Source organism: Enterobacter sp. Ap-1006, assembly GCF_011752835.1.
Taxonomy (GTDB): domain Bacteria; phylum Pseudomonadota; class Gammaproteobacteria; order Enterobacterales; family Enterobacteriaceae; genus Cedecea.
In genome coordinates, this window is record NZ_VWWU01000006.1 from 299,911 (window position 1) to 316,266 (window position 16,356).

Here is a 16,356-nt window from a genome sequence, read left to right on the forward strand (position 1 = left end):
GTGCTTTATTCCCTCTCCCCCATGGGGAGAGGGTTAGGGTGAGGGGTATTGGCGTTGTCCATCCTCACCCCGACCCTCTCCCTCAAAGGGAGAGGGGGAAACATTTGTGAGCAATACAGACGGAACAGTTACCAGGCTTTCCGTCACTACAGAGAATCCGGGATATGCTGCAGTTCATCCTCCGACGACTGGGGTTAGTCATCCCCACGTTTATAGGTATTACCCTACTCACCTTCGCTTTCGTGCATATGATCCCCGGAGACCCGGTGATGATTATGGCCGGAGAGCGCGGTATTTCTCCTGAGCGTCATGCCCAACTGCTGGCCGAGATGGGTCTCGACAAGCCAATGTGGCAGCAGTACCTCCATTACATCTGGGGCGTAATGCACGGCGATCTGGGCATTTCATTAAAGAGCCGCCTCCCGGTTTGGGACGAGTTCGTGCCGCGCTTTAAAGCGACGCTGGAACTCGGCATCTGCGCGATGATTTTCGCCGTTGCCGTCGGCATTCCGGTGGGCGTTCTGGCCGCCGTGAAGCGTGGTTCAATCTTTGACCACACCGCCGTTGGCCTCGCGCTGACCGGCTATTCCATGCCAATTTTCTGGTGGGGCATGATGCTCATCATGCTGGTATCGGTGCACTGGAACCTGACGCCGGTGTCCGGGCGCATCAGCGACACCGTGTTCCTGGATGACTCCCTGCCGCTCACCGGGTTTGCGCTGATAGATACCGCTATCTGGGGCCAGCCGGGTGATTTTATTGACGCCGTCGCCCACATGATTTTGCCTGCCATTGTGCTGGGCACTATTCCGCTGGCGGTTATCGTGCGTATGACCCGCTCTTCCATGCTGGAAGTGCTGGGCGAAGACTACATCCGTACCGCTCGCGCCAAGGGTCTGACCCGCATGCGCGTGATCGTGGTTCATGCCCTGCGCAACGCGATGCTGCCGGTCGTCACGGTTATCGGCCTGCAGGTCGGTACTCTGCTGGCGGGCGCCATCCTGACGGAAACTATCTTCTCCTGGCCGGGTCTTGGCCGCTGGCTCATTGACGCTCTGCAGCGTCGTGACTACCCGGTAGTCCAGGGCGGCGTGCTGCTGGTGGCGACGATGATTATCCTCGTCAACCTGCTGGTAGACCTGCTGTACGGCGTGGTGAACCCGCGTATACGCCATAAGAAATAAGGGGCCATCATGACGCAACTGACAGAAAACAAAGTGGTGGCAGCACCCAAGCCGATGACGCCTTTCCAGGAGTTCTGGCACTACTTCAAACGCAATAAAGGGGCGGTGATCGGCCTGGTGTACGTCGCCATAATGATCTTCATCGCCGCCTTCGCTAACTTCCTCGCGCCCCATGCGCCAGCGGAGCAGTTCCGCGACGCGCTGTTACACCCACCGGTATGGCAGGAAGGCGGGAGCTGGAGCTACATCCTCGGCACCGACGACGTCGGTCGCGATGTGCTTTCCCGCCTGATGTACGGCGCTCGCCTGTCGCTGCTGGTCGGCTGCCTGGTGGTTGTCCTGTCGCTGGTGATGGGGATTGTGCTGGGCCTGGTCGCCGGTTACTTCGGCGGCGTGGTCGACAACATCATCATGCGCGTGGTCGATATCATGCTGGCACTGCCAAGCCTGCTGCTGGCACTGGTGCTGGTGGCTATCTTCGGCCCGTCCATCGGTAACGCCGCGCTGGCGCTAACCTTCGTCGCGCTGCCGCACTATGTGCGTTTAACGCGTGCTGCGGTGCTGGTGGAAGTTAACCGCGACTACGTGACCGCCTCCCGAGTGGCGGGGGCTGGCCCGGTTCGCCAGATGTTTGTGAATATCTTCCCGAATACCCTTGCGCCGCTGATCGTTCAGGCGTCGCTCGGCTTCTCGAACGCCATTCTCGATATGGCCGCCCTTGGCTTCCTCGGCATGGGTGCGCAGCCGCCGACACCGGAGTGGGGCACCATGCTCGCCGACGTGTTGCAGTTCGCACAGAGTGCCTGGTGGGTTGTGACCTTCCCAGGGGTTGCGATTCTGCTAACGGTGCTGGCATTTAACCTGATGGGTGACGGTCTGCGTGACGCGCTCGATCCCAAACTGAAGCAGTAAGAGGTTCGAGATGGCGTTATTAAATGTAGATAAATTATCGGTGCATTTCGGCGACGAAGACGCACCGTTCCGTGCCGTGGACCGCATCAGCTATAGCGTGGATCAGGGGCAGGTTGTCGGTATCGTGGGCGAGTCCGGCTCCGGTAAATCCGTCAGCTCGCTGGCGATTATGGGGCTTATTGACTTCCCTGGCCGGGTGATGCCGGAAAAACTGGAATTCAACGGCCGGGATCTGAAGCGCATTTCTGAGAAAGAGCGCCGCAACCTGGTGGGCGCCGAAGTGGCGATGATCTTCCAGGACCCGATGACCAGCCTGAACCCGTGCTACACCGTCGGTTTCCAGATTATGGAAGCCATTAAGGTGCACCAGGGTGGTAACAAGAAAACCCGCCGCCAGCGCGCAATCGACCTGCTGACCCAGGTGGGTATTCCTGACCCGGCTTCACGTCTCGACGTTTACCCGCACCAGCTTTCCGGCGGGATGAGCCAGCGCGTGATGATCGCCATGGCGATCGCCTGTCGTCCTAAGCTGCTGATCGCCGATGAGCCAACCACCGCGCTCGACGTAACTATTCAGGCGCAGATCATCGAACTGCTGCTGGAGCTGCAGCAAAAAGAGAACATGGCGCTGATCCTGATCACTCATGATCTCGCGCTGGTTGCCGAAGCCGCCCATAAAATCATCGTGATGTACGCAGGCCAGGTTGTGGAAGCGGGTTCGTCCCACGATATCTTCCGCGCGCCGCGCCACCCGTACACCCAGGCTCTGCTCCGTGCGCTGCCGGAATTTGCTCAGGATAAAGCCCGTCTGGCCTCGCTGCCGGGCGTAGTACCGGGCAAATACGATCGCCCGAACGGCTGCCTGCTGAACCCACGCTGCCCGTATGCGACCGACAAATGCCGCAGCGAAGAGCCAGCGTTAACCCTGCTGGCAGACGGGCGTCAGTCCAAATGCCACTACCCACTCGATGATGCCGGGAGGCCAACCCTATGAGTACCCCACAGGCCACCACGCAACCGCTGTTGCAGGCCATCGACCTGAAAAAACATTACCCGGTGAAGAAGGGCTTTTTCGCTCCTGAACGCCTGGTAAAAGCGCTGGACGGCGTGAGTTTTACCCTCGAACGCGGCAAAACGCTGGCGGTCGTCGGTGAATCCGGCTGCGGGAAATCCACCCTCGGCCGCCTGCTGACCATGATCGAAGTGCCGACCGGCGGGGAGCTTTACTACCAGGGCCAGGATCTGCTGATCCCGGACGCCTCGGCGGAAAAGCTGCGCCGGCAGAAAATCCAGATCGTCTTCCAGAACCCATATGGCTCGCTGAACCCGCGTAAAAAAGTGGGGCAGATCCTGGAAGAACCGCTGCAAATCAACACCAGCCTGAGCAAAGCCGAGCGCCGCGAAAAAGCGCTGGAGATGATGGCGAAAGTGGGTCTGAAAACCGAGCACTACGACCGCTATCCGCACATGTTCTCCGGCGGCCAGCGCCAGCGTATCGCTATCGCTCGCGGCCTGATGCTAGACCCGGACGTGGTGATTGCCGATGAGCCGGTCTCCGCACTCGACGTGTCGGTGCGTGCTCAGGTACTGAACCTGATGATGGATCTGCAGCAGGATCTGGGGCTGTCCTACGTGTTCATCTCCCACGACCTGTCGGTAGTGGAACACATCGCCGATGAAGTGATGGTGATGTACCTGGGCCGCTGCGTGGAGAAAGGCAGCAAAGAGCAGATCTTCTCTAACCCGCGCCACCCGTACACCCAGGCGCTGCTGTCCGCCACGCCGCGCCTGAACCCGGACGAACGTCGCGAACGCATCAAGCTGACCGGCGAGCTGCCAAGCCCGCTGAACCCGCCGCCGGGCTGCGCCTTTAACGCCCGCTGCAGCCGTCGCTTCGGGCCATGCACCCAGCTTCAGCCGCAGTTGAAAGACTACGGCAATAGCCAGCTGGTGGCGTGTTTCGCGGTTGATCAGGATATTAATGGGGAACTGCGTTAATCGTTTTCACCCTCTCCTTAAAAGGAGAGGGTTTTTTCACAACACATTGATTAATTTATTTTTTCCAAGAAAACCAGGCAGACTCCCGTATTATTCCCCCACAGAAACAGTGAAATCATAAATCCTGCATTTATCCACCGCCGCTGACTGAGTAAATTGTGATCCCTGTCACTCATGCATGTCTCTGCGGAAGCGCAATACTATGTCGAATAATAAAGATAAACCTGCAACATCCCCGTGGATCGCGGTCTTTTCCCTGACCGTGGCCTGCTTTGTCATGGTTACCACCGAGTTTCTCCCCATCGGTTTGCTGACCAACATCGCACCTTCCCTGAATATTTCCACCGGCACCGCCGGGCTGATGGTGACCATGCCAGGCATTGTTGCCGCCGTCGCGGCCCCGGTCCTGAGTCTGGCTTCCGGCAGCCTCGACCGTCGTCTGCTGATGCTTGGCCTGTCGCTGCTGTTGGTTGTCTCAAATCTGGTGTCCGCCCTGGCCGTTAACTTCCCGATGATGCTGCTGGGCCGCGTACTGCTGGGGATCTCCGTCGGCGGGTTCTGGTCCTTCTCGATAAACTATGGCCGTCACCTTGTGCCGGAAGCGAGCCAGGGGCGCGCCGTGGCACTGATCATTAGCGGCGTGTCCGTCGGCGCGGTGTGCGGCGTCCCCGCCGGAGCATTAATCGGCGACCTGTTCGGCTGGCGTACGGCATTCTTTGCCAGCGCCTGTTTAGCCGCCATCACGCTGCTGGCCCAGTTTCGCCTGCTGACTTCCGTTCCAGCTGGCCGGGCGCTCACCGTTCAGGATTTGCTGTCTCCGCTGCGCCTGCCTATGGCCCGCATTGGGCTTATCGCCATTGTGCTGCTGTTTGTGGGCCATTTCTCGGCTTACACCTATCTGCGTCCGCTGCTGCAGCAGGTCTTTGTGCTCAGCCCGTCGGCGATCACTTTCCAGCTGCTGGCCTACGGCGCAGTTGGCCTGCTGGGTACCTTTATCGGGGAACGCCTGGCGGAGCGCAGCCTGCGCGGGACCTTCATTCTGGCGACGGCGATGCTGGCCATTATCCTGCTCGTTTCCCCACTGCTTAGCGGCCTTGCGGGCGCCACGGTAATGGTGCTGGTGTGGGGCCTGGCCTTTGGGGCCGTGCCGGTCTGCGCGACAAACTGGATGTTTGAAGCGGTGCCGGACGCGCCGGAAGCAGGTCAGGCGCTGATGGTCACCGTGATTCAGGTTGCCCTGGCATCAGGTGCGCTGATCGGCGGTGAAGTTGTGGACTGGCACGGCGTAAGCAGCGCCATGCTGTTTGGCGGGGCGCTGATGCTCTCAGCCACGCTGGTTTTCGGCCTCTCCTTGCACAGCCGGATGATTAGCGCTAAACAATGTGGATGATTGTTTACGTGGATAAACAAAACCCTGCCGCAGGCAGGGTTTTTCGTTGAGGACGGCTATGGATCATCATTTACTGGCTATTCGGGTGTTTAATCGCGTGGTGGAAACCGGCGGGTTTACCCGTGCCGCCGACTCTCTGAGTATGCCGAAAGCGACCGTCACTAAACTGATTCAAAATCTTGAAAACCACCTGCAGACCAAGCTGTTTCAGCGCACAACCCGCAGCGTATCGGTCACCAAAGAGGGCGAATGCTACTACCGCCGCACCGTAAAATGGCTGGCCGACCTGGAGCAGATGGAAGGCAGCATGACCGAATCACAAACCGAGCCTCAGGGCGTGCTGCGCGTGGACGTCGGCGGATCTTTCTCTCGCCAGATACTGATTCCCGCGCTGCCGGAATTTCTTGAACGCTACCCGGGTATCTCCATAGATCTTGGCGTCAGCGACCGACTGGTCGATTTAATCAACGACAATGCGGACTGCGTGATACGCAGCGGCCCACTGGTTGATTCCTCGCTGATTGCCCGCCGCCTGTTTACTATGGACTGGGTTACCTGCGCCACGCCGGACTACTTTCAGCGCTACGGCACGCCTTCCCGGCCCGAAGAACTTGAACAGGGATACCCGCTGGCGCATTACCGCCACGCGCGCAATGACCGCATCTCTCCGCTGCGCTTTGTCGATCGGGGAAAAACCATCGAGATGCAGCACCGCTATCAGATAAGCGTCAACGAAAGTAACGCCCATCTCGCCATCGCGCTTTCCGGGGCGGCCTTAACCCAGGTCGTTCGCTTTGCCGCCCAGCCGTATCTCGACAGCGGGAGGCTGGTCAGCGTGCTTGAGGCTTACCCACCGCCGCCGGAACAGATGTACCTGGTTTATCCTTCCAACCGCCACCTTAGCGCCAGGCTGCGGGTATTTATTGAATGGGCCGTGGCGCGGTTTGCCTGACAGGTGTAAAGACGCCACCTCACTTTTCCCCGCATAAAAATATGTTACTCTCCGCAGGGTTAACCCTCTGGAGACGGCTATGAACGGCAAGGCAGCGCGCCCTACGATAAGCGATGTCGCGAAAGCGGCGAAGACCGGGAAGACCAGCGTTTCCCGCTACCTTAACGGTGAGCAGAACGCGCTGTCTGATGACCTTCGTGGGCGCATTGAGCGCGCCATTGCCGAACTCGACTACCGCCCAAGCCAGATGGCGCGAGGCCTGAAAAGAGGCCGCACCCGCCTTATCGGGCTGATCATTGCCGACATCACCAATCCTTATTCCGTCGACGTGCTGAGCGGTATAGAAGCCGCCTGCCGCGAGAAAGGCTTTACGCCGCTGGTGTGTAACACCAACAACGAAGTCGATCAGGAACTGCACTACCTCGACCTGCTGCGCAGCTACCAGGTTGAGGGGATTGTGGTCAATGCGGTTGGAATGCGTGAAGAGGGGCTCAACCGCCTGCAACAGTCCGCCCTGCCGATGGTGCTTATCGACCGCAAAATCCCGGACTTTGCCTGTGACATGGTCGGGCTGGATAACATTCAGGCCGCGACAACCGCCACCGAACACCTCATCGAGCAGGGCTTCGAAGCTCTCCTTTTTCTGAGCGAACCGCTTGGCATGGTGAATACCCGTCATGAACGTTTGCGAGCATTTCGCAGCACATTAGACCGCCATTCCGGCATAATGGCCGAAAATGCAGAAACACCGCTGCATGAAGCCGAACTGATCGACAACACGCTTCGCGAGTTCCACTCCCGCCACCGGGGGATGCGCAAAGCGGTGATCTCCGCCAACGGCGCGCTAACGCTGCAGGTTGCCCGCGCAATGCGCCGCCTCGGCCTGAGCTGGGGCAGCGATATCGGCCTGCTGGGGTTTGACGAGCTGGAGTGGGCGGAGCTTGCCGGGGTCGGTATTACCACCCTGAAGCAACCCACCTGGCAGATAGGCTACGCCGCGCTGGAGCAAGTTGTGAGGCGCATTGAGGGCGCCGCTGAAACCGTACGTGAACAGCTATTCTCCGGCGAGCTTATCGTGCGCGGCTCCACCTCCCGCTAAATATTTTGTTCGTGATGGCGTTCAAAAATTGGCAAGCAGGGTCTTTTCTTTGGAACCGGTTCCATCTAGCGTAAATAACATTAGCCGTTCGTTGTTATCGCCTGGAGACCACCATGCCGCGAAAAATTATTGTCGTCACCACCGCCTACGGCCACGACCGCCTTGCCGCCCTCGGTGGCCAGCAGGCGGTGCTGCCGATCATTGCTGAAGCGGGGGCCGACGGCGTAGAAATCCGCCGCGAACTGTTCACCGCCACACAGCTGGATTTTCTGTCGACCGTGGCCGGAGAAATTACCCAGCACGGGCTTGAGGCTTGCTATTCCGCGCCGGAGCCGCTGTTCACGGGCGACGGCAAGCTAAACTCGCTGATCCCTTCACTTCTGCAGGAAGCCCACCAGCTAAATGCCCACTGGCTGAAGCTCTCTCTCGGGCAGTTCAACACCGCCCGGGCATTCGACACGCTAAAACAGTGGCTCAGCGAAAGCCCCGTGGCACTGGTGGTGGAAAACGACCAAACCGACAGCGGCAAACTTGCGCCAATGCAGCGCTTCCAGGCCGCCTGTGGCGTTCACAGCCTGCCGGTGACGCTCACCTTCGATATGGCCAACTGGCTGTGGGTAGACGACTCTCCACAGCAGGCCGCCCGCACGCTGGCACCTTCCGTGAGCTATATCCACGTCAAAACAGCGGTCGCCCAGCATAACCGCTACCGCGCTGTGGCGCTGGATGACGCCAGTTCAGACTGGAAAGGGCTGCTGAATATGCTGCCGCCAGATGCCCCACGCGGCATTGAGTTTCCGCTGGAAGGGCGAGACCTGGTCGCGGTTACCCGGCATTACGTCAATCTTTTACGCGAGGAATAACCATGCATCAGCTGGATGTCATCACGATAGGTGAAGCGATGGCGATGTTTGTCGCCAGCGAAACCGGCGACCTTGCCGCCGCCGAACATTTTGTGAAACGCGCGGCTGGCGCGGAGTTAAATGTCGCCACGGGGCTGGCTCGCCTGGGCCTGAAGGTGGGCTGGGTAAGCCGCGTAGGCAACGACTCTTTTGGCCGCTACGTGCTGCAACAGCTGGCGAAAGAAAACATCGACAGCCGCGGAGTGACGGTCGATGAGCAGTACCGCACCGGTTTTCAGCTCAAATCCAAAGTCGAAGATGGAACCGATCCCATTGTGGAGTATTTCCGTAAAGACTCCGCCGCAAGCCACTTATCTGTGGCCGATTTCAACGAGGAGTACTTCCTCTCGGCTCGCCATCTGCACCTGAGCGGCGTGGCGGCGGCACTCTCTGACACGTCTCTTGCGCTGCTGAACCACGCGGCCAACACGATGAAACAGCAGGGCAAAACGCTTTCCTTCGATCCGAATCTGCGCCCGGTGCTGTGGCGCAGCGAAGCCGCAATGGTGAAACAGCTTAATCAGCTGGCATTCCAGGCCGACTGGGTGCTGCCCGGCGTAAAAGAAGGCATTGTGCTGACAGGTCAAAACACACCTGAAGGGATCGCCGATTTTTATCTGCATCAGGGCGTGAAGGTCGTGGTGCTAAAAACCGGCGCAGACGGCGCCTGGTATAAAACCGCAGACGGCGAAAAAGGCGCCGTGGCGGCGGTAAAAGTGGAAAACGTAGTGGACACCGTGGGGGCCGGAGACGGCTTTGCGGTCGGGGTGATCAGCGCCCTGCTGGAAGGGAAATCTTTGCATCAGGCAGTCAGCCGGGGCAACAAAATCGGCTCACTGGCGATACAGGTCATCGGTGACAGCGAAGGGCTACCGACCCGAAGCGCACTGGGCGAATAACGCCAAATCCATCGCTCTGTCCCCTACAAACAAAGCGATACGGTTAACCTCAAGATAGAGGCACTCTCATGAAAAACCAGACAATCGCGCCAAAGCGCTGGTGGTATATCATGCCTATCGTGTTTATCACGTATAGCCTGGCTTACCTCGACCGCGCCAATTTCAGCTTCGCTTCCGCCGCAGGCATCAACGACGATCTCGGCATAACCAAAGGCATTTCATCGCTGCTGGGGGCGCTGTTTTTCCTCGGCTACTTCTTCTTCCAGATCCCCGGGGCGATGTACGCCGAGCGCCGCAGCGTGCGTAAGCTTATCTTCGTCTGCCTGATTCTGTGGGGCGGCTGCGCCTCGCTGACCGGCGTGGTGAGCAACATTCCAATGCTGGCCGCCATCCGCTTTGTCCTCGGCGTGGTGGAAGCGGCGGTGATGCCAGCGATGCTGATTTACATCAGCAACTGGTTTACCAAATCCGAACGCTCCCGCGCCAATACCTTCCTGATCCTCGGCAACCCGGTCACCGTGCTGTGGATGTCGGTCGTTTCCGGCTACCTGATTCAGGCTTTCGGCTGGCGTGAGATGTTTATCATCGAAGGGATCCCGGCGGTTATCTGGGCGTTTGCCTGGTGGATGCTGGTAAAAGATAAACCTGCCCAGGTGGGCTGGCTGTCCGACAGTGAAAAATCGGCCCTGCAGGCGCAGTTACAGAAAGAGCAGGAAGGCATCAAAGCCGTGCGTAACTACAGTGAAGCCTTCCGGTCACGTAACGTGGTTATTCTGTGTATGCAGTATTTTGCCTGGAGCATCGGGGTATACGGTTTCGTGCTGTGGCTGCCGTCGATTATTCGCAGCGCGGGCGCGTCAGGCATGGGAATGGTGGAGGTCGGCTGGCTTTCTTCCGTGCCTTATCTGGCCGCGACCATCGCGATGATCGCCGTCTCATGGGCGTCGGACAAAATGCAAAATCGGAAGCTGTTCGTCTGGCCACTGCTGCTGATTGGTGCCCTGGCGTTCCTCGGCTCGTGGCTGGTCGGTGCCAACCATTTCTGGGTGTCCTATACGCTGCTGGTGATTGCCGGGGCCGCGATGTACGCCCCTTATGGCCCCTTCTTCGCCATTATCCCGGAGATGCTGCCGAAGAACGTTGCCGGCGGCGCGATGGCCTTAATCAACAGCATGGGCGCGCTGGGCTCCTTCGTCGGCTCCTGGTTTGTGGGCTACCTGAACGGTGCCACCGGCAGCCCGGCAGCGTCCTATGTCTTTATGGGGCTGGCGCTGCTCGCCTCGGTATGGCTTACTCTGATTGTGAAGCCTGCTAATCATCAACAAATCCCGTCCGGCGCACATCACGCCTGACTCCGCACCGGGCGCTCTGTCGCCCGGTTCGCGTTTAACCGAAAACGGAGAATCTCATGAAGCCGTCCGTCATCCTCTACAAGGCGCTGCCTGACAACCTGCTGTCCCGCCTTGAAAGCCACTTTACCGTCACTCAACTGGACGACATCAGCCCGGAAACCGTGCAAGCGAACGCAGCGCTGTTCGCCAATGCAGAAGGGATTTTAGGATCTGGGGGCAAAGTCGACGCTGGGTTTCTCGCTAATACACCAAAGCTGCGGGCGGCTTCTACCGTTTCAGTCGGCTACGATAACTTCAATGTGGACGCCCTGAACGAACGCGGCGTTGTGCTGATGCACACCCCAACGGTGCTGACCGAAACCGTCGCCGACACCGCCATGGCGCTGATCCTCTCCAGCGCACGCCGCGTGGTGGAAGTGGCCGAGCGCGTGAAGGTGGGCGAATGGCAAAGCAGTATTGGCGCTGACTGGTTTGGTATCGACGTGCATCATAAAACGCTCGGCATTCTGGGAATGGGGCGCATCGGTCTGGCGCTGGCGCAGCGGGCGCATTTCGGCTTCAGCATGCCGATTCTGTACAACGCCCGCCGCCAGCATAAAGAAGCGGAAGAGCGCTTTAACGCCCGCTACTGTGACCTCGATACTCTGCTGGCCGAGTCTGACTTCGTTTGTATTCTGCTGCCGCTGAGCGACGAAACCCGCCACCTGATTGGCGCAGAACAAATCGCGAAAATGAAGTCTTCCGCCATTTTAATCAACGTCGGCCGCGGCCCGGTGGTGGACGAGAAAGCGCTGATTCAGGCGCTGGAAGAGGGAAAAATTCACGCCGCCGGGCTGGATGTGTTCGAACAGGAGCCGCTGCCGCTGGATTCCCCGCTGCTCGGCATGCCGAACGTAGTCGCCCTGCCGCACATCGGTTCCGCCACCCATGAAACCCGCTACGGCATGGCGGAATGCGCGGTGGAAAACCTGATTACCGCGCTAACCGGCAAGGTGGAAGTGAACTGCGTCAATCCGCAGGTGCTGAAATAGTTTTTTCGGCGGGCCAGAAAAAAGCTAGCCCGTCGAATAAATGACGTTATGCCGGTATAAGACGGACTCAGCCTAAGTCTTATACCGCATAATCATTTCCTGTATTTATATTTACGCGCATATAAATATAATTATTTTATCAATAAGCCACGATAGATTGCCCTGCACATCACCATCTTAAGTATCTGGCAACGATATAAATCATAAACATGGCGAAAGCACCAACAGGCCAGATGGGGCCATCAGGGAAAAAATAGACCCAGAGAATAGCGAACAAGGCCGTTGATGCTGTTGGAATACAGGGAAAAAATAAAGATCTAAAAAGTCGTTTAAAAAATCGTTTAATCACATTCATCATAGTTATCGAATAGCAAGGTAAAATACAATATAATTTACCATTTCAAGTAACGAACAGTTATATAAACCATAAGTATAAAGAAAACACCAACAGGCCAGATGGGGCCATCAGGAAAAAAATAGACAAGAACCACGGCAAACAAGAATGTTGCCGCTGTTGGGATGTACGGAGAGAATAAAGATTTTAAAAATCGCTTAAGAAGTCTTTTTATAATATTCATCATAGTTATCGAACCATGCTAGTGATAATGTCGATAATTTCGTCATCTGATGTCCAAACTACATCTCGTGCACGAGAATATTGAAACAATGGCTCAATCAGAAAGTACATCATCTCCAGATCTTGCGCGTATAGCGCTGAATAGTAACCTGGATAAGCGGCACGAAGCCGATGGGCGCTTTCTGCTGCTCTCTGGACGACACCATACATAGTCGCACCCATCGCCACTCTATTTGCTGTATGCCCAGCAAATATACTCACACCTTGTCTTGCGCCCATTCCAAAAGCAACTGTGCTCGCAACCATTAATGCGAGTCCGTGGCTGGTAAGTGTGTTGGACGCAATACGGGCATTTACAGCCATCAGTTTTTTCTGGATGTATTGTAATTGCTCAGATGTCCTAAATTTAATAAGATTAACAAAATAAATTTCCAACATATCACCAATGACGCCACCATTCTTTAACAGATAAATAACACCCTTAGTAAATCTGATATCTTCAGTTTTTTGCTGCTGGCACACATCCTGGTACTCTTCAGTAAAGCAGGATGTGTAATACAAAGCCCGCGTTGCACCCGCACCAATGGTTTCAATCTGATGTGAGACTGCTTTCCGAACCCCAATGACTGCACGATCAAGCTTTTGAGCAAGAATTTTATTTGACTGCAGATAACTAATAACGTCATTTCTGTAAAACATACATAGCCGCTCCGTGCTAATTATTAAGTCCGTTTTAAAAGGGTATATTTTAAAATCCGGCAAGTAAATAAAAAGCGTTTATTAAATAACCCAGCCGGCCATACTTTTATCGAGAATATCAGCCATAAAAAAAGCGGAGTCGCCGTGAAGCGCTCCGCTTTTTCTTAGAGCATAAAACTTACTGCGTAGCAGTCTGCGCTGCGGCCCAGGCCTGAGTAAATGCCTGGTGCTGAGCGGACAGCGGGCCAATCAGAGAGTTGTACTGACTTGCCTGCTGGGAAGTCGGGAACTGAATCCCGCCGTTAGCAAAGCCAACCTGCGTTCCCTGCTGGGCGATAAAATCACCCACCTGCACCAGCTGCTGGGTCAGGGTCTGCGCGGCTGGGATCAGCGGCGCCATGGCGTTCGCCGGGCCGGTGACGACTTTCTGGTAAACCTGATAGTAAACGGTTTTCAGATCGTCAGGCTGCTTCAGCGCTGCAAGCGCACCGTCGGCCTGCATCTTGGCATTCTGAACCTGCTGACCCAAAACGTTCAGCGAACCGTTAGCCTGGCGCAGCGCGTCGCGCTGGGTCATGTAATCCTGCGGAGCGCGGATGCTGTTCACGCTATCCACAACCGGCTTCATGCCTTCGTCCATGGCCTGGCTAACCTGCTGGGAAAAACCGTACAGAATGGCGTAGTCAGAGACCAGCGGGCCAAACTGTTTTTTCTGATCGGACGTCAGCGTCGGCAGGCGGTCGCCGCTACGCATAGCCGTGTTTTGCAGAAAATCGATGAACGCCTTACGCTGATCGCCTTCTTTATCGAAGCAACCACTCAGGCTCACCACCATTAATAACGCCGCCAGCGGCGCAAACCAGCGAGACCAGGACTTACCTGTCGCCATCATTTCTACTCCTGTCACCAATGCACTACCTGGCAAATTGCCACCCAATAACGATGCTAAGAATAGTCCAACCGCCCTTCGCAAGATACCCTTTCGCAACAATCTCTTTCCGCTCTGAGCAAGCTTTGCCTCTCTGCCTGAACTTTGGCAAGGCACTGGCTGAGGAATAACAAAGACCTTCTACTTAGCCAGGTTTAGTCATGCAGAGTAAATAATAAAGCGGCCGCTAATCTGGCCGCTTATGCAAACACATCCTCGTCCAGGACCACTATCAGAAACTGTAGCTGGCGCTGACAAAACTCAGCGTGGCCACTTTCTTTGCAACAATTGGGCTGTCGGCGGCATCACCCACTAAGGCGGTGACTCCCGCCCCCGCCTGTAGCGCAATATTTTGGGTCCATTCATAATTTAGCGCTGCGGTCAGCGTGACATCCTTAAAACCGCTGCCTGGTCGCCAGGTAGAAAAGGCCGTGCGCTGCGCCTGCTCGGGAGTCACGCCAAAATAGCCGCGTTGATAGCCGCTGTTTGCCCACGTTGTGGAGAGATTTGTTTGCAGAGAGAACCGATCGTTAAGAGGCGTTACGGTGCCAACCCCCAGTTCAGCCAGTAAAGTGCGGCCTAAATCCTCTCCGCCATAATGCCTTTTCTTCGTCGCCTGTAGCACCTTTACATAGCTGCGGAAGGGATCCAACAGATAGCTTAGCTCCACGCCCGCCTGCAAAGCGCCCCCCAGGTCGCCCATGCCCTTAAGCGTTCTGTCTTTGCCATCGAGCGTATTAATAACTTCATCCCGGCCTGAGTCATAATCAAGCAAGAGCGCCACGCCAAAAGGCTCATCCAGCGGCAGCGCCCAACTAAGGCCATTATTCCCAAGACTCACGCTGCCCCAGCTTCCGTGACTGTAGCCGATGCTCAAATCGTAAAGCGCCGTTGGCCGGTATTTATCCGCCCCCTGATAAGCCGGCGCAAACGCGACGCCGCCGCCAACGGTTAAATAAGCTTTTCCATCTTCAGCCTGGGCTAATACAGGAAATAAAAGGGATAAAGAAAATGCCGAGATTGCCAGAGATTTTTTCAAAATTAAGTTCCTTTATTTAAAACCACGATTAGGTATTAAGGAATTGAAATCATTGGATTAATGGTAAATGTTAAAAACACATCTTTTTATATTCAGATACCGCAAAATACAACGTATAGCACTGACAGTGAAACGCAGGATAAATAAACGACAGCAAAACAAAATACACAATTAATTCATTAGACATCTAATTAATAACGGCCAATCTAATTTTATTTGGTTTTGTACCGCATCAGCGGATGAGTTATTTTTTAATGTGAGTACATTAGACAGTCCAGCAAAATTTTATCTTTGCCCGCTGCGGCCAACACCTCTGCCCTGGGCATGATGTCATAAACCGCATAACTATTTACATATTTATACTAAAAGCCCGCATCTATGGCTTTTCAAGCGCTTACTTCGACTGCGTATTCAGCTGAAACGCATAAGCATTTTTTGCAGCACGTTTAGCCACTAGCGTGATCCCACGCACGCTTTAAATCCAGCTACAGTTAATAGGCTTCTTTGCGTTCACGTTCTCGCTGTGTGATTTATGAGGAGTTCTCAATGGAATATAAAGATCCAATGATTGAGCTGCTTAGCAGTCTTGAGCAGATTGTTTTTAAAGATAATCAGGCCGTTAGCCTGAGTCAGAAACCCAGCGCCTTCTCGGAGTTTGAGCAGCTACGTAAAAGTACCGGACTAAAAATCGATGATTTTGCTCAGGTGATGGGGGTTAGCGTAACGATGGTGCAGGAATGGGAGTCCAGACGACTCAAGCCTTCCATCACCGAACTGAAATTAATGCGTCTGATTCAGGCCAACCCAGGCCTAAGTAAACAGTTAATCAGTTAGAAAACCGCTGTACCGCAAGAAAACAACCCCGCCATGACGCGGGGTTTGTCATTAAGAAGCCACCGTCTTAGCTCCTGTCTCTGGCAACATCGTGGTGGGTACTAAAGAAAATCAGCGCCTGCTGCCAAAATCACTGTCCTCGCTCACCCCGTGAATCATCCGGGTTACCTCTTCGCAACGATGAATTTTTCCAGCCAGTAAGGTAAATCGGGCAAACACTTCGAATTCACTCCATTCAGCCTCATTTTTCTCGACCTTTACATAGTGCTGCGTAAATACGGTGTCGCCTTCCCCAACGGCTGCCTTAACTATCAGATGCATCTTTTGGGTCTGCACCTTTAGCGCGCGCATATGATTAATGAAGTCATCATAGCTCAGTGATTTGCCATCGACGATTTGCCGGTAATCCGCAGCAAAGTACTGTGCAATTTTTTGTTCATCATGCTCGGGGCTACAAATAATTTCCTGTAATGCGTCAATGACGCTCTGGCTTTGCGATTTCATAGAAAACTCCTTTTGTTGGAGCCCCCAGTCTACAAAGCATTAATAACTGGATAATA

General features: G+C 55.5%; 16 protein-coding genes. 12 read left to right on the forward strand and 4 right to left on the reverse strand.

Annotated features, from left to right (window positions below; all coding sequences use genetic code 11):
- Positions 1–164: 164 nt before the first annotated feature.
- From dppB to ghrB, 11 genes are all read left to right on the forward strand, one after another.
- Positions 165–1,184, forward strand: coding sequence for a dipeptide ABC transporter permease DppB (gene dppB, locus F3J28_RS19195; RefSeq protein ID WP_008457609.1), 1,020 nt, complete (start codon positions 165–167; stop codon positions 1,182–1,184).
- Between the two features lie 9 nt (positions 1,185–1,193).
- The gene (dppC, locus tag F3J28_RS19200; protein WP_166878842.1) at positions 1,194–2,096 is read left to right on the forward strand and encodes a dipeptide ABC transporter permease DppC; all 903 of its coding nucleotides are present in this window, start codon (positions 1,194–1,196) and stop codon (positions 2,094–2,096) included.
- Between the two features lie 10 nt (positions 2,097–2,106).
- Positions 2,107–3,090 carry a dipeptide ABC transporter ATP-binding protein gene (dppD, locus tag F3J28_RS19205; protein WP_008457613.1) on the forward strand — a complete coding sequence of 328 codons (984 nt, stop codon included), beginning with the start codon at positions 2,107–2,109 and terminating at the stop codon, positions 3,088–3,090.
- Positions 3,087–4,094: a dipeptide ABC transporter ATP-binding subunit DppF gene (gene dppF, locus F3J28_RS19210; RefSeq protein ID WP_166878845.1), complete on the forward strand. Its 1,008-nt coding sequence runs from the start codon at positions 3,087–3,089 to the stop codon at positions 4,092–4,094. The genes dppD and dppF overlap by 4 nt, the downstream gene beginning before the upstream one ends.
- A gap of 202 nt (positions 4,095–4,296) precedes the next feature.
- Complete coding sequence (locus tag F3J28_RS19215) at positions 4,297–5,484, forward strand: MFS transporter (RefSeq protein WP_166878848.1); 1,188 nt, start codon at positions 4,297–4,299, stop codon at positions 5,482–5,484.
- 58 nt (positions 5,485–5,542) lie between these two features.
- Positions 5,543–6,436, forward strand: coding sequence for a LysR family transcriptional regulator (locus F3J28_RS19220; RefSeq protein WP_166878851.1), 894 nt, complete (start codon positions 5,543–5,545; stop codon positions 6,434–6,436).
- Positions 6,437–6,515: 79 nt separating this feature from the next.
- Entirely contained in the window at positions 6,516–7,535 is a 1,020-nt protein-coding gene (locus F3J28_RS19225) for a LacI family DNA-binding transcriptional regulator (protein WP_166878854.1), read from the forward strand.
- 113 nt (positions 7,536–7,648) lie between these two features.
- Positions 7,649–8,398 (forward strand): sugar phosphate isomerase/epimerase family protein, encoded by a 750-nt coding sequence (locus tag F3J28_RS19230; protein WP_166878855.1) that lies wholly within the window; start codon positions 7,649–7,651, stop codon positions 8,396–8,398.
- Positions 8,399–8,400: 2 nt separating this feature from the next.
- Positions 8,401–9,336, forward strand: coding sequence for a sugar kinase (locus F3J28_RS19235; RefSeq protein WP_166878858.1), 936 nt, complete (start codon positions 8,401–8,403; stop codon positions 9,334–9,336).
- 68 nt (positions 9,337–9,404) lie between these two features.
- Positions 9,405–10,688 (forward strand): MFS transporter, encoded by a 1,284-nt coding sequence (locus F3J28_RS19240; protein WP_008457627.1) that lies wholly within the window; start codon positions 9,405–9,407, stop codon positions 10,686–10,688.
- A gap of 56 nt (positions 10,689–10,744) precedes the next feature.
- Complete coding sequence (ghrB, locus tag F3J28_RS19245; protein ID WP_166878860.1) at positions 10,745–11,719, forward strand: glyoxylate/hydroxypyruvate reductase GhrB; 975 nt, start codon at positions 10,745–10,747, stop codon at positions 11,717–11,719.
- A gap of 583 nt (positions 11,720–12,302) precedes the next feature.
- On the opposite strand, the gene F3J28_RS19250 is transcribed toward ghrB, so the two are convergent.
- The 3 genes from F3J28_RS19250 to F3J28_RS19260 form a co-directional block, all read right to left on the reverse strand.
- Positions 12,303–12,995, reverse strand: coding sequence for a hypothetical protein (locus F3J28_RS19250; RefSeq protein WP_008457632.1), 693 nt, complete (start codon positions 12,993–12,995; stop codon positions 12,303–12,305).
- 178 nt (positions 12,996–13,173) lie between these two features.
- Positions 13,174–13,884 (reverse strand): DUF3053 domain-containing protein, encoded by a 711-nt coding sequence (locus tag F3J28_RS19255; RefSeq protein WP_039296391.1) that lies wholly within the window; start codon positions 13,882–13,884, stop codon positions 13,174–13,176.
- A 271-nt stretch (positions 13,885–14,155) separates the two neighbouring features.
- On the reverse strand, positions 14,156–14,962 hold the full coding sequence (locus tag F3J28_RS19260; protein WP_166878863.1) for a MipA/OmpV family protein: 807 nt from the start codon (positions 14,960–14,962) through the stop codon (positions 14,156–14,158).
- A gap of 546 nt (positions 14,963–15,508) precedes the next feature.
- Between F3J28_RS19260 and F3J28_RS19265 the strand changes: the two genes are divergently transcribed.
- Positions 15,509–15,796 carry an HTH-type transcriptional regulator gene (locus F3J28_RS19265; protein WP_008457638.1) on the forward strand — a complete coding sequence of 96 codons (288 nt, stop codon included), beginning with the start codon at positions 15,509–15,511 and terminating at the stop codon, positions 15,794–15,796.
- 111 nt (positions 15,797–15,907) lie between these two features.
- Here F3J28_RS19265 and F3J28_RS19270 read toward each other — a convergent pair whose 3' ends face one another.
- Entirely contained in the window at positions 15,908–16,300 is a 393-nt protein-coding gene (locus tag F3J28_RS19270; protein WP_166878867.1) for a nuclear transport factor 2 family protein, read from the reverse strand.
- Between the last annotated feature and the right edge of the window lie 56 nt (positions 16,301–16,356).

Coding starts and splice junctions, on each gene's coding strand:
- dppB (WP_008457609.1), top strand. CDS start 165: ATGCTGCAGTTCATCCTCCGACGACTGGGGTTAGTCATCCCCACGTTT.
- dppC (WP_166878842.1), top strand. CDS start 1,194: ATGACGCAACTGACAGAAAACAAAGTGGTGGCAGCACCCAAGCCGATG.
- dppD (WP_008457613.1), top strand. CDS start 2,107: ATGGCGTTATTAAATGTAGATAAATTATCGGTGCATTTCGGCGACGAA.
- dppF (WP_166878845.1), top strand. CDS start 3,087: ATGAGTACCCCACAGGCCACCACGCAACCGCTGTTGCAGGCCATCGAC.
- F3J28_RS19215 (WP_166878848.1), top strand. CDS start 4,297: ATGTCGAATAATAAAGATAAACCTGCAACATCCCCGTGGATCGCGGTC.
- F3J28_RS19220 (WP_166878851.1), top strand. CDS start 5,543: ATGGATCATCATTTACTGGCTATTCGGGTGTTTAATCGCGTGGTGGAA.
- F3J28_RS19225 (WP_166878854.1), top strand. CDS start 6,516: ATGAACGGCAAGGCAGCGCGCCCTACGATAAGCGATGTCGCGAAAGCG.
- F3J28_RS19230 (WP_166878855.1), top strand. CDS start 7,649: ATGCCGCGAAAAATTATTGTCGTCACCACCGCCTACGGCCACGACCGC.
- F3J28_RS19235 (WP_166878858.1), top strand. CDS start 8,401: ATGCATCAGCTGGATGTCATCACGATAGGTGAAGCGATGGCGATGTTT.
- F3J28_RS19240 (WP_008457627.1), top strand. CDS start 9,405: ATGAAAAACCAGACAATCGCGCCAAAGCGCTGGTGGTATATCATGCCT.
- ghrB (WP_166878860.1), top strand. CDS start 10,745: ATGAAGCCGTCCGTCATCCTCTACAAGGCGCTGCCTGACAACCTGCTG.
- F3J28_RS19250 (WP_008457632.1), bottom strand. CDS start 12,995: ATGTTTTACAGAAATGACGTTATTAGTTATCTGCAGTCAAATAAAATT.
- F3J28_RS19255 (WP_039296391.1), bottom strand. CDS start 13,884: ATGGCGACAGGTAAGTCCTGGTCTCGCTGGTTTGCGCCGCTGGCGGCG.
- F3J28_RS19265 (WP_008457638.1), top strand. CDS start 15,509: ATGGAATATAAAGATCCAATGATTGAGCTGCTTAGCAGTCTTGAGCAG.
- F3J28_RS19270 (WP_166878867.1), bottom strand. CDS start 16,300: ATGAAATCGCAAAGCCAGAGCGTCATTGACGCATTACAGGAAATTATT.